This is a genomic window from Dyadobacter sp. CY261, from assembly GCF_021440085.1.
Classification (GTDB): domain Bacteria; phylum Bacteroidota; class Bacteroidia; order Cytophagales; family Spirosomataceae; genus Dyadobacter.
Window position 1 is genome coordinate 532,905 of record NZ_JAKCPW010000002.1, and the last position, 14,314, is coordinate 547,218.

The 14,314-nt window shown below is 48.3% G+C and carries 11 protein-coding genes; 2 read left to right on the plus strand and 9 right to left on the minus strand.

The window, feature by feature from the left end:
- Positions 1-128: 128 nt before the first annotated feature.
- The 3 genes from LZD49_RS09425 to LZD49_RS09435 form a co-directional block, all read right to left on the minus strand.
- On the minus strand, positions 129-1,691 hold the full coding sequence (locus tag LZD49_RS09425) for a SusD/RagB family nutrient-binding outer membrane lipoprotein (RefSeq protein WP_234667089.1): 1,563 nt from the start codon (positions 1,689-1,691) through the stop codon (positions 129-131).
- 21 nt (positions 1,692-1,712) lie between these two features.
- Complete coding sequence (locus tag LZD49_RS09430; protein ID WP_234667090.1) at positions 1,713-5,153, minus strand: SusC/RagA family TonB-linked outer membrane protein; 3,441 nt, start codon at positions 5,151-5,153, stop codon at positions 1,713-1,715.
- Between the two features lie 209 nt (positions 5,154-5,362).
- A complete protein-coding gene (locus tag LZD49_RS09435) occupies positions 5,363-6,460 on the minus strand; it encodes a FecR family protein (protein ID WP_234667091.1) in 1,098 nt (365 codons plus the stop codon).
- Positions 6,461-6,748: 288 nt separating this feature from the next.
- Between LZD49_RS09435 and LZD49_RS09440 the strand changes: the two genes are divergently transcribed.
- Complete coding sequence (locus tag LZD49_RS09440; RefSeq protein WP_234667092.1) at positions 6,749-7,246, plus strand: ImmA/IrrE family metallo-endopeptidase; 498 nt, start codon at positions 6,749-6,751, stop codon at positions 7,244-7,246.
- Complete coding sequence (locus LZD49_RS09445) at positions 7,236-7,613, plus strand: hypothetical protein (protein WP_234667093.1); 378 nt, start codon at positions 7,236-7,238, stop codon at positions 7,611-7,613. The genes LZD49_RS09440 and LZD49_RS09445 overlap by 11 nt, the downstream gene beginning before the upstream one ends.
- Positions 7,614-7,659: 46 nt before the next feature.
- Here LZD49_RS09445 and LZD49_RS09450 read toward each other — a convergent pair whose 3' ends face one another.
- The 6 genes from LZD49_RS09450 to LZD49_RS09475 all read right to left on the minus strand — a co-directional run bounded on the left by LZD49_RS09450 (position 7,660) and on the right by LZD49_RS09475 (position 14,301).
- Entirely contained in the window at positions 7,660-8,838 is a 1,179-nt protein-coding gene (locus LZD49_RS09450; RefSeq protein ID WP_234667094.1) for an acyltransferase, read from the minus strand.
- A 171-nt stretch (positions 8,839-9,009) separates the two neighbouring features.
- Complete coding sequence (locus LZD49_RS09455) at positions 9,010-9,621, minus strand: RNA polymerase sigma factor (protein ID WP_234667095.1); 612 nt, start codon at positions 9,619-9,621, stop codon at positions 9,010-9,012.
- 339 nt (positions 9,622-9,960) lie between these two features.
- Complete coding sequence (locus LZD49_RS09460) at positions 9,961-10,428, minus strand: RidA family protein (RefSeq protein WP_234667096.1); 468 nt, start codon at positions 10,426-10,428, stop codon at positions 9,961-9,963.
- A 38-nt stretch (positions 10,429-10,466) separates the two neighbouring features.
- The gene (locus LZD49_RS09465) at positions 10,467-11,978 is read right to left on the minus strand and encodes a sorbosone dehydrogenase family protein (RefSeq protein ID WP_234667097.1); all 1,512 of its coding nucleotides are present in this window, start codon (positions 11,976-11,978) and stop codon (positions 10,467-10,469) included.
- A gap of 33 nt (positions 11,979-12,011) precedes the next feature.
- Entirely contained in the window at positions 12,012-12,443 is a 432-nt protein-coding gene (locus tag LZD49_RS09470) for a cytochrome c (protein WP_234667098.1), read from the minus strand.
- 124 nt (positions 12,444-12,567) lie between these two features.
- Positions 12,568-14,301: a c-type cytochrome gene (locus LZD49_RS09475; protein WP_234667099.1), complete on the minus strand. Its 1,734-nt coding sequence runs from the start codon at positions 14,299-14,301 to the stop codon at positions 12,568-12,570.
- Positions 14,302-14,314 lie beyond the last annotated feature (13 nt).

Here is a 14,314-nt window from a genome sequence, read left to right on the forward strand (position 1 = left end):
CGGGCATAAATTCCTCATTCATACAGCGAAAACTTTTTTGGGTCGTAAAAACCGATACGGATTGCCGATTTTGGTCAGCAATCCGTATCGGTTATCTACTTCATCAACAGGCGGCTCAATGATACCGCTTATTTATCCCACCAAACTACACTCGACAGCGTATTTGTACCGCCCTGGCGTGTACGCGCTTCGTAAAAATTCACCTGATTATATTGTTCTTCTGAATCGGGGATCACAAAACGGGTTGGGATCTGTCCACCTGTGAGGTTACCCGGATAATTCGTCGGAGTAAGCTTTGGATAACCGGTACGACGCCAGTTCGAGAAGATTTCGTATTCGTCTTCCAGGAAAAGGGTAACCCATTTCTGTGTGCCGATCTGTTCCATTTTCTGGGCCAGCGTACCAGCCGCATTGAATGGGTTTGCTTTCAGGTAAGCCGCAATTCTTGCATCGGATATCACGCCAGCTGTTCCAAACAATGTCCATTGTTTCATGCCGGATGTTACCGCCGTGTTGTAGGAAGCTTCTGCCGTAGCACCGCTGTACCAGCCCCGCAGATTAGCCTCTGCTAGCAGCAAGTGCATTTCGGCTGGCGTTAATACCAGCAATGGAGCGCTGTATTTCAGGATGGTAGCGGGGTTGGGCTCTGAATAGCTGTTGAAATCGCCTGGCAAGCTGTTGAATGCCGCATTAGGCATACCTTTCTGCAATGCGGTAGTGGTATCGGCTGTGAAGCTTTTGCCATCTGCCGAAGGTACCCACACGATAGAGATCACATTCAGACGGGGATCATTCGAGGTTTTCAAATGGTCGATCAACGTTTTGGCAAACTTACCGCCTTCCACATTGTCGCCTCCTGGATTCACATAATCGGTGCTCATCAAACCGGCCGAGATGAAGTTACGGCTGGCGGTGATAGAACCATCCACGTAGTCGATCTTGGCGAGATCCGCATCGGCAGTAATAACACCGCCCGCGATCGCTTTTTTGACCCAGGTTTCAGCCATGGCCGGATCTACTTCTGTAAGACGCATACCCAGGCGAAGCATGAGCGAATAGCCAAATTTCTTCCATTTGATAATATCGCCGCCGTACATCAGGTCGGAGTTGGCGAAGGTGGCCTTGGCAGCATCGAATGCCGCGATCGACTCGTCAAGTTCCTTCAACAAGTCGGCGTAAATCGAAGCCTGTGTATCGTACTTCGGCGTGAAGTTCTTGTCTGTAAGCGCGCGACCTGCTTCCGAATAAGGGATATCACCGTACAAGTCGGTCAGGCGATGGTACAGATAGGCCTTCCAGATGCGTGCTGCCGACAGCTTGTTAATGTCATCGGGTGAAACCTTCACGGCCTCGATCACCTGCGCGATATCGATCACCGCGCCCGCCGTAGCAGGATCGCCGCCAAAAAGTGCCCAGCTACCGGTTGAATAGCTGTAATTGAAATACTTGTCACCAGCCGCAGGTACCTCTTTGTAGGTCGCGAAATGCTGCATTGAACCGCCGATGGTCAGGTAAGCGGCACCGGTAAAGTTGTTGCTTACGGTTGAAAGCTGGGTTCTGGTGAAGAGAAAGCCCGGCACAACCTCCGTCGACGCGTTTGGGTTCACATTCATTTCCTCGAAATTGTTGTCGCAGGAGGAGATGAAGGCGGCCATCGCGGCCATATATGATAGTTTCAGGAATTTGTTCATCGTCACAAAATTTTTGAATGATTAAAACTTCACTGTCAGGTTCACACCGATGTTGCGGGTTCTGGGTACACCGAACGCTTCCAGACCTTGTGCGTTGCCGTTGGTGTAGCTCGATTCTGGATCGAAGTACTTGTTTCTCTTGTCTTTGTAAAGTAAAGCAAGGTTACGTCCGACAATTGACAGGGAGGCAGACTGCAACTTGGTACCGAGAATAGAGAACTTACCGACCGGCAGGTTATAGCTCAGGATTACCTGGCGCAGCTTCACGAAATCGTTGTTGAATGTGAAAATGCCTGTGTAGTTCTTGTCATTGTCATAGTAAGTATCAATGTCTTTCTTTTCCCATGTTTTCGAGAACGGAGCACCTTCCGGCGTTACACCCGTCACCGTCAGACCGTTGTCACGACCTGGCAATGTTTCTTTCGGCAAACCGAAACGATAAGCATACTGGTACATGTTCGAATACACGACGCTTCCGAATTTACCATCGATCAGGATGTTCAGAGAGAAGTTTTTGTATTTGAAATTGTTGGTGATGCCCATTGTCAATGGAGGCGTACCATTGCCCAGTCTTTCCAGGTTACCTCTTACTGCATAACCGCTGGCTGTGTTGAATACAGTGTTGCCATTGGCATCTTTAAGCTTATTGTAACCCCAAACCTCACCATAAGTGCCGCCAACCACGTTGTTGATCAAGCCACCACCTACGCCTGTCCCAATGCTCAAAGAAGGCAGGTTATCGGCCAGCTTCACGATCTCGCTTTTGTTGTAGGCCATGTTATAGCTCACATCCCACATGAAGCTGTTGTTTTTAATCGCAGTGCCGGTTAGCAAGAGTTCGATACCCTTGTTGCTCAATTCACCCACGTTCAACAATGCAGCAGTGTAACCCGAAGACGAGGCGATGTTGCTTTGAACGATGTCGTTGGTCGTTTTACGATTATAAAGCGTTACATCAAGACCCAATCGGTTTTGCAGGAATTTGGCTTCGATACCCGCTTCATAAGTGGTAGATGTAAGCGGTTTCAGATCAGGGTTTGGTACAACTGACGAAGACAATTGTTGAACAGGACGTCCGTTGTGGCCACCTACCGCCATTGCATAGCTTTGGTAGATCTGGTAAGGAAGCACGTTAGCGCCACCCACTTGCGCCCATGAACCGCGTAGTTTGGCAAAGCTTACTACTGTTGGTAAATTGAATGCTTCCGACAGGATCAACGAACCACCGACAGCAGGATAGAAGATGCTGTTGCTTTTGCTGTTCAGTACTGAGAACCAGTCCTGACGGCCTGACACGGTCAGGTATGCGAATCCTTTGTAACCCAAATCAGCAGATCCGAACAATGAGTTGATCGCGCTTTTGTTATAAGTAGGCACTACCGCAGAGGTAGCCAGGTTGGTAAAGCTGTAAAAGCCTGGGATGGTAAATTCTGTACCGTTGAATGCAGTCTGGTCGTAAATGCTTTTTTGCATGTTGCCACCTGCCAGTGCCGAGAAGTTGAAATCTTCTGAAAAATCCTTCTGGTAGTTCAAGGTTAGCATTCCATTGGTTTCCGAAGAAGTAACTTTCTTGGCTTCGTAAGTACCCAGGGGCTGGTAAGCGTTCGCAGTAGGCACCACGAACTCATAATTGAAGTTGTAGTAATCGCGGCTTACGCTTCCTTTGATAAAAAGGTTGTCCAGAATGTCATACTTAATGTTGGCTTGACCCAGGAAACGGTTCTTCTGATCTTCATTGATAAATTTGTTGATCACGAAATATGGGTTCGGAGCGGCAGGTACAGGGTTCCATTCCACTTCTTTACCGGTAACAGCGTCGTATCCCGGCGAAAGGCTTCTGATATCAACTGTGTTTGCAACCAGGTAAGTAGCCCAGTGAGGGTTGTAATCTGCATAACCTACTTTCGGACGGTTGTGGCCGTTTTCAATGTTATACTGAACGACTGTTTCGATGCTCAGCTTTTTACCCAAAAAAGCATTCAGGTTAAGGTTGGCGATTCTTCTGGTGAAAGAAGAGTTAGGCACAATGCTGTTTGAGCTGGTGTTGTTCAAGCCAAAACGGAAATTAACCGACTCATTACCACCTGTGAATGAGATGGAGTTGATGTAGTTAGTTCCTGCGCGGTAGAAATTTTTAAGATTGTTTTTCTGAGGAGAATAAGGGCGTTCCACACCGTCGAACTGCACGACAGGCGTACCATCCATTTTTGCACCGTATGACAAACGTCCGGAGCTTTTTGCCTGTGTCTGTGTAGTTGGTTTTACTCCGTCCACACCTTGTCCGTACTCATATTGCCAGTCAGGAATAATGGAAAGGTTATCTACCGAGAAGTTACCATTGTACTCAACACCGATGCCTTTTTGTGCACGGCCTTTTTTAGTGGTAATCAAAATCACACCATTGGAAGCGCGGGCACCATAGAGCGCAGCTGCCGGGCCACCTTTCAAAACACTGATCGATTCGATATCGTCCGGGTTGATACCACCGATACCGTCACCACGGTCGGTGTTGTTACCGTTACCATCCGAGGCATTGCCACCGCCGGGAACGCTGTTGTCCATTGGCATACCATTGATCACATACAATGGCTGGTTGTTACCGCTCAAAGAACCGTTACCACGGATGATAATACGGCTTGATCCGCCAGGGCCGGTCGACATACCTGTCGCATTAACCCCTGCAATTTTACCTGTTAACGCATTCGCGATGTTGTTCTCGCGTGCTTGCGTAAACTCGCTGCCTTTTACTTCTGTCACTGCGTATGCCAATGCCTTTTTCTCTTTGGAAATACCCAAAGCGGTTACCACCACCTCGTTCAAAGCCTTTGCTTCAGGTGCCAGTTGCACATCAATATTGGTTTGACTGCCAATTGAAACTTCCTGCGTGGTGTAACCTACAAAACTGAATACCAGAACGGCAGCCGTAACTTCGCCGTCGGGGATATCCAGCGCAAACTTGCCATCCGCGTCGCTGGAAGTACCTCTTTGTGTGCCTTTTATAAGCACACTTACGCCGGGCAGGGCCGCGCCGGTTTCATCCTTCACGTTTCCTGTTACATTGCGTTTGGGAGCCGTCTTAGGCGCATTTTCTTCAACAGGTGCTTGTTCGCGGCGCAGGATAATACGATCCTGGACCACTTCGTAAGTTACTTTATGCGGGGTCAGAATTTTATTAAGTACCTCGGACAAAGATTCGTCCTGGAACTTGTAAGATGTTTTCTGGTTGTTGAAAATCTGAGGGTTGTACATGAACTTAACTTTCGTCACATTCTCAATTTTCTCCAATGCCTTATCTATTTCGGTATTGGGCAAACGCAAAGTCACTTTTTGTTCTAACACTCTTTGTCCGCGCACATCGTTCGCGTGAACGAAGGTGCTGAACGCAAGAGAGAGCAGGGCTTGATACAGAGTAATGCGCATGATTTTCTGTAAAGCATGGTGAAATTGTACTCTTTTTGACATAATTTTGATTTTTGTCGGGTTAAAATTCGGCATAATGATTCCCACAGCAGCTTCATTCAGATGCTGTTAAGCGTACACAAGCAAGGGGATTAATCGGGTCGGTGGTGTTGCAGCATCATCGACCTTTTTTGGAACTGGTAATTAGTAGCGGTTTCTGGTCATAGGCACGGGCGAATTAGTCATAAGCTATTGAGAGAGAGTTATTTTCGTTAGCATCCTTTACTGTTGATGATGATATTGGCATCGAGCTGTTCATACTGTGCGCCGATCGTTTTGCAAATCAGGTTGATCTTCTCGAAAAGCGGCTCGTCGGAGAGCGAGGCGGTGAGATAGCAGTTTTGCATCACCTCCGCATCAAACACGATCTTTATACCATATGATTTTTCCAATGCCGCGAACACTTCGTTGATGGGCGTTCCCTTGAATTCAAATGACTGTCTTTGTATCGGCAATTCCAGCAGTTTCGGGTCTGGAATAAGGCTTCTTGTAAGTCGTAATTCATTGGGTGCGAAGGTTATCTGCTGGTTAGGCGTAAGCACCATTCCGCCGAGCCGGTCATCCGCACGCTGACTTGCAATGGCCTCTTTCGTCATCGGGAAAACCGATACTTTGCCTGTTTTTACCACCACTTTCACCTCCTGATCGTCGAATGCGCTCACTTTGAAGCTCGTACCGAGCACCTTCGTAGCCAGCGTATGTGCATACACGTAAAAAGGCTTGTCGGGATTTTTGGCCACTTCAAAGAACGCCTCGCCTTTCAGGAACACCTCGCGCTTGCGGCCCTCGAACCGGCGCGGGTAGGTAATGCGGCTATGTGGTTGCAATAGTACCGAACTGCCGTCTTCGAGTGTAACCAGTTTTGCTTCGTTGCCCGAATTGAAGGCTTCGACCAGTGGCTCCTTAATTTGGCTCAGGATTACTTTGTACTGATCCGACTGTTGCTGCGAGAGCGTTTGCTTATTATACCACCACCCGGCGAACATCAGGATTAATACGGAAGCTGCCATCTGGTATCTATTCGGCCTGAAACGCAGCCATACAGACGATTTTTTAGCCCTGTTTTCGCCGATCGAATGCGACAGTCTGTAAATTTCGTTAGCCACCTCCTCATCCGAGATCTGGTCGAATGCCGCTTCTGTCATCGCCAGAAAATTCTGGGCGCGATTGACGAGATCCTGCTTGTCCGGGTTATGTTCCAGCCATTCGGTCCATTCGGCTTCATCGGCGGGGTCGTTGAATAACACCCAGCGTCTGAATGATGGATCGGCGGCCAGTTCCTCCGGAAGAAAATTGCGGTAATGCAGCATATTGGGCAAATAATAATATGGCTAATTTTAATAAGGATGCGAGATGATTGTGCCGATACTCTTTTTTTGGAAATTATTTTTCGGAGATTCCTGAATGGGCGAATAAAATGCGGTGAAGTGTCTGTTGCCGCCTTGGTGCTTGACCGTTCGTATGCCAGTAATCACCTGTGGATCATTATTTGATTTTCTGGGGATCAGAGAGTTGATTTTTTGAATATCATTTTTGTATTTTTATTGGAGAGAGGGGCACCTCTGGGAAGTAAATTGTTAATTTCATAAGGAACTGATATGAGATACTACATGAATCCGGATTACCAAAGAGCGAAAAGTGAAGCGTATTGCCTGCTACAAGAGTTTGGATTGGAAAAGCCTCCTGTTAATCCAATGGACATCGCAAAGCGTCTGGGGGTGGCGGTCTCATTTGTAGAGTTCGAAAAGAAGCTCAACAGCATATCAGGATTTTATGATTTCGAGGAGGACACGATCTTCGTTAATATGAATGAGTATCCGCTTAGGCAGACTTTTACGATCGCACATGAGCTCGGGCATCGGATATTACATGCCGAGTGGGCTAGATCTTCTGATTACAAGGTGCTCATGCGGGAGGATACGGCGACGAACGATCCCAAAGAAGCCGAAGCGAATGCGTTCGCGGCGAACCTGCTGGTTCCGCGGTTTATGCTCGACAAGTATTGGCAGGGGTTGTCCGCAAGCCAGCTTTCGGAGCTGTTCGTAGTGTCTGTTCCTGTAATCAAAAATCGGATTTCTTTTGAATATGGAGCTTAGCAGGACTCAGGCCAAAAAGGGGATTGTTAAAAAGGACCAGACGGACACACCATTAACAGAAAAGCAACTCGCGGCGCATCACATGGAGCTCGAAATCACGAGGGAGCTGAATCGGCATGAAAAAGACATGCGAAGCACCGAGCTAGGATTTTTAGGCAGGTTCTTCGGTGACGGACAGAACACCCAGACATTTGTTGCATTGATAGCTGTATTCCTGGGATTGGTAATTTTCGGTACTTGTCTGGTTGCTGCATACGGGAAACCAGCGGAAGCTCATTTCTGGTCAGACGCAGGTTTGAAAGCGCTGGCATTTGCCGGCACATCCCTCGGGTATCTTTTTGGCAGAGCCAGTAACGGTAGAAAATGAGTTGTGTTTGGGAAGTCTCCTTTCAGGATGAGATGTCTGATCAGAGTTAAAAGTATTTTTTTATTATGCTGATCTTCCGCAATTGCAAAGCAACGCACCAACTGCCGATTAGGGCGGTGACGAATGTGACGCAAAATTTCGCGGGTGCAGGTAACTCAACATTAAGCAGGGTATATTGCATCCAAATCACAAACGGATAATGCAGCAAATAGATCAGATAAGCATGCTCCGATAACGAATCCCAGGTAGCACTTGGGTTTTTGACCAATGCGCGGAAGCTGGTCATGAAGGCTAAGCAGCTGAATGTACAGGACGCGACATAAATGGTGAAGTAAATCAGATATCCAGTAAATTCGGACAGTGCGCCACTCTTGACCAGATCCGTCAGGAAATTCGGAAAGAGTGTAAGTGACGTATATGCAATAGCGCACAGCAGTAGCCACTGCGGCCAGCGACGCACGAGCGGCGATGATTCATTGAAAAGGCCTTCGTTGAAATGAATCTTCCCCAGCCATATACCCAGCATAAAATAGCCGAAATACCATGGAGCGCGTGTCACTTGAAAATCGAATGGGCCGAAGCCAGTCCAAGTGCCGGGGCCTAGCCAGAAAGCGAACGGGACATATAAGAGGAATGTGATAAGTAGTAAGTACAGGGCCGCAAGAGCAGGCCTGTGGGCCACAGATGTATGCACATGTGCGGGTGTGTCGAAAAGCGATTTTTTGAAAAAGTAGATCAGTGCAAATGCCAGATTGAAAACAAAGAGCACCCAGATAAACCATGGTGGCCCGACAGGCCACTGTTCGATTGCAAAGAAATCGATAACATAGTCTCGAATGCTCCCATTGCCGTGAGCGATGAGGTAAGCCGGATAGTGTGCGATCAGGTTGAGCAAAGTTCCGCCAATCAGAAATGGCAAGAATAATCGGTAAAACCGGTCGCGGATGAATGCAGCCGTGCCCTTCCGTTGAATGCTTTTGATTACAAACAGTCCGGCAATGAGGAACATCAGCGACATGAAGAATACGTCATTGAAGTTTTCGAAAATGTCCAGACCGACCCAACGGTGGCTGTCGACGATGGGATTGGTGGAGCGGACATAGGCCACCTTGTCGAAACTGGCGAACGTGGTGTAGGCGAGCGATGAATGGTGGGCAACCACTAGTACAGTCAGAAATGAACGGAGGTAATCGATCCAGAGGGTTCGGCTTGGCGTTGAGGGCATAGTTTATAGTTTGTTACCCAAAGGATGTGTAATGTACACTTCCGGTTGCATGAAGCCGAAATTTTGCGGAAAAATTGACTGGGGGCTCGGTAGATTTTTGTCAGGCGGGCCACGTCAGCGCATAGCCCGAGGCGTATGGTGCAAGGCTGGATGGAGTCAATTTACCTGGTATCAAGCTTGTAGTGCAAAACAAAGCAACAGAAGATTGCTGACCGCGTAGATGTGTTGTTTGAGCGTGGTAATTGCCTTGAAAAGCAAGTTGGCTACCGATTGCCGGTTTACCTGCATCAAGTCGGCGATCTGCTCGTTGTCCATTCCTTCAAAGAATTTGAGGAAAACGGCTTCCTTCTGACGGCGGGGCAGCTCTTCGATGGCGCTACGTACTTTGAACTGGTTTTCGGTAAGAAGCTCCGTTTGCTCGATTTGTGTTTCAACGGTCTGATAATCGGAAACCTGTCCTGCTTCGTCGATATCCAGGAACGGATGCGTGCCATTATTGCGGCGGAATTCCTGCATGAGCTGGTTGCGTAATGCGCGCAGGAAATAGATAGTAACGAACTGGATCTGAATATTTTGCCGCTTTTCCCAAATGTGGATCATCAGGTCTTGAATAGCGTCTTTGATGAACTCGCGATCGGATGTGAAGTTGCAGGCGTAGTTGAAAAGCGTGCGGTACTGTTTGTCGGCTAATTGGCAAAATGCCAGACTATCCCCTGCCTGGCTTTGGTGCCAGAGATTTATAAGAACTTCATTCTCTTCAGCGATACGTTGTTTCTTGTTCAAATCTAATCGGGTCAGTTGAACAAATTAACTGTTAAATCACGTGAATCTAAAATTTAAGTCCGACTTTATTTTTAGTGAGCGAATTAAATGCTGGTAAATTGTACTATTTCAAAATAAAAATTTGAGAAAAGTCGGATAAGTGGCTGGGCAGGTTGACTTGGTTACTTTTAGAAATAGGATTGAGGGAGGAAGGAGGAATGGAAAGAAGAATGAATCAGGAACGCTAGCAGGGGAATGAAGGCGAGGTAGAAGGGGAGCAGGAGGGAGGAAAATAAGCAGCAAGAACAATGTATGACTGTCCTTGCCTCGTTTCCTTCCTCCCTTTCCTCCCTCGATCCGCTATACGTAAGCAATACAGTCGATCTCGACCAAAGAGTCGCCTGGTACGCCGCCGTACACGGCTACTGTGGTACGGCATGGGGGTTTGCTGCCGAAACGGCCTTTATAGGCTTCATTCATCGCTTTGTAGTCGTTCAGGTCATGGAGGAACACGGAGCATTTAAGGACTTTTTCCATGGAGGAACCAGCTTTGATCAATTCTTTCTCGAGTTCGTCGAGCACGTGCTTGGTGTGGGCGGTGATGTCGCCATCGAAGTGTGCGCCTTTGCCTGCTACAAATACAAGATTGTTGAATTTGGTATGGCCGGAAAATAGGGGTACGTCCTGGTACATTTCCACGTCACCCACTTCTTTCTGTGGGGCCGGTGCAGTAATTCCTGCTTGAACCTTGGAGACAGCGCCGATACCTGCGATGCCAGCGACGGATGCGAACAACTTTTTAATAAGAGATCTTCTTTCAGATTTCATAACAGATTAATTAAAGTGATATGTAGAACGAGATGTAATTATGAGGTTTTTTTCTTGGTCTTTTTGGCAAGCTTGTCGTTGGCTGGCAGGGTGATTTTCCAAAGGCTTCCTCCCCCCTTGTTGCCGCCTTGCTTTCCGCCATACTCGATAATGTAAAGCGTATTGCCTACGAGCAACGCGTCAGTAGGAGCGGTGAAATTGTTGATAATGCTGGTCGTCTTGGTTTTGTAGTTGTCGGTTTTCTTATCGTAAACCATTTCCAGGTGCAGCAGATCCTTGCCGTACCTGCGCAAAGGGTTCGGGTTGACGACGCCATTACGCGGGCCGCCGGTGTAGCGGATCACGAAGCCATCGCCGGTGAATTCTTTACCCAATGCATTGTGCGTATCGAAGAAAATCCCGAGCGGAGACGAGTGCGCATTGAAAGTACCAACGGTAACGCCTGTGGTATCGCCGTCCATCACAACGCCGGTTTTACGATCGCGGTACTCGTTCGCGTCCGGACCCAGGTTCTGTACGGACGGGGAAAATGTCACGCCGGCCGGTCTTTTCGGGAATTCTGGGTCGTTGTGGAAGTACTTCATGAGAAAGGCAAATGCAAACTTGCTCAGGAATGGGTCTTTTTCAGGATCTGCCTGGAAGTCGGGGTATTGCTGCGGGTTATCGATGCCGCCCATTACCCAGGGGAAGCCGTAATGATGGCCTTTGCGTACCCAGAACATGTCCTCGGGGTGGTCGTAATCACCGGAGTTGGATACTGCGAAAAGGTTACCTTTTGCATCGAAAGCCATATCATAGGCATTGCGGATACCTTCCGCGAAAATGTAGCCTTCGGCTTTTAGCTTCGCCAGGTCGGTGGATAGCAGGAGGTCCTTGGAGTTGATCGGAAAGCGGAAAATGTTAGCAGTGAGGGCATTATCACGCGCATTAGGATACTCTCCCCCATTGTCCTGTACCTCACCGTGGTCGGTACGTGCGCCGGTGTTTACATAAATGTATTTACCATCCGGACTGATTTCCAGCGCATTCCAGCCGTGGTCGAAAGTTGTTTTATTTGCACCGTATTCAACAGTATTGAAAACAACTGTCATTTCCGGCTTTTCGACGCCCTGCGTGGGAACGCCCTGCGTGGGAACGCCCGGCGTCATTTCATAGCGGACCATCCGGCCTTTGTTGCCTTTGTTGTTGTTCACGCTCACGTTGCCCGCAAGGAACAACGTATTGCCATGAAATGCGGCACCCTGCAGGCGTGGTATGCCGTGATCTTCCACCGAAAGCAATTTTTTGCTCACAGGCTTGCCGTTTTCTACGACAATTTTCACTACATCTCCAAAAAACGTGGTGTAATACATTTCACCCGAAACAGGGTGCTGAATGAGGCGGACCGCTTCCGGCTCCACCTTCATGTACTCTTCAATGGTAATGTCGTCGCGAAGTACTTTGGGGACGGAAGTAGACACTTCCCGTTGTTGTCCGAAAACATGGAACGTCATGCCCAGGGCGAGCACCGACGTGAGTCCGGACTTCATAATGCGGCTGTAATGTAACATAGTGATTAAGGGGTCTAGGATATTTCAATTATGTTATTCGGTTTTACCCAAATGCCGGATGTACGCCACAAGCTGCCAGCGCTGCTCGGGCGTAAACACATCCTGGAATGGCGGCATATTGCCCCTGCCGTTCGACATTTTCCAGTACAACGAGCCATCGCTCTGTGCTTTCACGAGCGTATCGTGGAAGTTGGCAGGCTTCTGGCCCAAAGCACCTCCTGCGGCACCATCGCCATAACCGGTTTCTCCGTGGCAGGAAGAGCAGTACAATGTGAAGAGTTCTTCGCCCTGTGCGAGGGTAAGCGGTTCTTCGTGATAAGGACTTTTAAGCGTATCGGCCCAGGCCGGCGCCTTCCAGGGATCCTGGTTATTATGTGAAAAAGCATTCTTTTCGGAAGAAAACCCGGCGAGGCCAATTCCTGAAAGAATGATAAAGCTTGCGGCGGAAAAATTATTTTTCAGCATGAATATACAGGATGGTGAATTAGTACTTTGCCATTCTTCCTCCAACCCCTTTAAAGGAACACTCAATTGCCGGAGAGTAATATCCGCTTAAACGGGGTTGGAAGATGAATGGCGTAATGTCTTACTATTTGAGCAAGGCCCTCACTTTGGCTACTTCCTCTGTGGTTACTGGGCCTGCACTGTTTCCAAAATTGCTTCGGATGTGGGTCAGTACCTCTGAAATTTCTTCGTCTTTCAAGAAGCTGTGCTGGGGCATCACATTATTGTAGGATTGTCCTTTTACCTCAATCGGCCCTTCCAATCCGTTTAGCAACACCTTAATCAGCCTTTCTTTGTCGCCGGTAACCCATTCGGCCCCTCCCAAGGGCGGGAAGCGTTGGGAATCGCCCATGCCGTTGCGTTGGTGGCAGGCTGTGCAATATACGCTATACACTTTCCCGCCGGCTATGGGTTTGTCTTTATCCAGATTATCATTCACGAAGTCGGGCGTGCGGATATGCGACATGGTTTTACGTTGCTCCATTTTCGCCATCGCTGTTTTACTGAATTTCTTCTTATTGCCCTTGTAAGTCACCTTCCAGATCTTGCCTTTCTCAGTTTCAGCTATGTAAATCGAACCATCAGGTCCCATGGCGATACCCATCGGGCGATAAACTGCGTCGCTCACATTTACGATCGGATCGAGACCCGCGAAACCATCTGCAAATACCTCGTATTCGCCTGCTACTTGACCATTTTTGAATGGTACAAATCCAATGAAATAGCTTGACTGTGGGTAAGGCGCGCGATTAGTTGAGCCGTGGAATGCGATGAACGAACCATTTTTGTAATGCTCGGGAAGCTGGTTGCCCTGGTAAAACAGGATGTCGTTCGGTGCCCAGTGGCCAGGAAAACCGATTAGTGGCTTTTCGTACTGGTCACATTGACCTACAATTTTACCATCACCACCATATTCCGGATTCAATAATTTTTTAGATTGCATTTGGTCCCAATAGCAATAGGGCCAGCCGGCATGTGTACCTTCTTTTATTCTCAAAAACTCCTCGGAAGGCAGCATTGCGCTTTGCCAACCATTGAAAAGCTGCGGCCAGAGGCGCAAAAGGTCGTCGCGGCCATGTTGTACGGCATACAAATTGTTATCCGCGAAATTCCAGTCCAAAGCGACTACGCTGCGAAGGCCGGTGGCAAACTTGGTACCGTCTTTTTGCAACTGACCAACCTTGTTCGCATCGAATTTCCAGATCCCGCCGTGATCTTCCAGGATCGGGCATGGATCCATTCCTTTGGAACCGGGCGTACGGTTTTGTTCCTGGCAGGCATTGGAATTAGCACCGAAAGGTACATACATAAAGCCTTTGTCGTCGAATGTAATGGGTTTTGCAATGTGCTCGTGCATCCCGTGAGGGTGGTCGTCGGTCAGGATCACTTCTTCTGGACTGTCCGGTACCAGTTTGCCGGGCGTCAGTTTGTAGCGATAAACGACCAATTCGGAGCTGAAATACAAATAGCCCTTGTAAATGCGCATGGCAGTACCGTAAGCGCGTTCTTTGGCAGCTCCGCCAAAAGTTTTAATAATATCTGCGCGACCATCCTTATTAGTATCGCGCAACGCAATGACCGATGCGCCTTTATCGGCGAAACGGGCTTTTACGTAAATATCGCCATTGTCATTCACCGCAATGTGCCGCGCACGGCCCGGTAGGCTGTCGACTACGACGACAGCTTCGAATCCATCCGGCAAAAACAAACCGCCATTTTTAGTATTAACGACCGGCAAATCCTGGTCGGAATGCTGCGTAAACCCCAGCCCCACCAGAAGAAGGAGCGAAGCAGACCATTTGAAACGATTTTTAAACATAAGATAATTTACG

Bases quoted from the DNA above. Each gene is read 5' to 3' on its own strand.
- LZD49_RS09425 (WP_234667089.1), bottom strand. From the start codon at position 1,691: ATGAACAAATTCCTGAAACTATCATATATGGCCGCGATGGCCGCCTTC.
- LZD49_RS09430 (WP_234667090.1), bottom strand. From the start codon at position 5,153: ATGTCAAAAAGAGTACAATTTCACCATGCTTTACAGAAAATCATGCGC.
- LZD49_RS09435 (WP_234667091.1), bottom strand. From the start codon at position 6,460: ATGCTGCATTACCGCAATTTTCTTCCGGAGGAACTGGCCGCCGATCCA.
- LZD49_RS09440 (WP_234667092.1), top strand. From the start codon at position 6,749: ATGAGATACTACATGAATCCGGATTACCAAAGAGCGAAAAGTGAAGCG.
- LZD49_RS09445 (WP_234667093.1), top strand. From the start codon at position 7,236: ATGGAGCTTAGCAGGACTCAGGCCAAAAAGGGGATTGTTAAAAAGGAC.
- LZD49_RS09450 (WP_234667094.1), bottom strand. From the start codon at position 8,838: ATGCCCTCAACGCCAAGCCGAACCCTCTGGATCGATTACCTCCGTTCA.
- LZD49_RS09460 (WP_234667096.1), bottom strand. From the start codon at position 10,428: ATGAAATCTGAAAGAAGATCTCTTATTAAAAAGTTGTTCGCATCCGTC.
- LZD49_RS09465 (WP_234667097.1), bottom strand. From the start codon at position 11,978: ATGTTACATTACAGCCGCATTATGAAGTCCGGACTCACGTCGGTGCTC.
- LZD49_RS09470 (WP_234667098.1), bottom strand. From the start codon at position 12,443: ATGCTGAAAAATAATTTTTCCGCCGCAAGCTTTATCATTCTTTCAGGA.
- LZD49_RS09475 (WP_234667099.1), bottom strand. From the start codon at position 14,301: ATGTTTAAAAATCGTTTCAAATGGTCTGCTTCGCTCCTTCTTCTGGTG.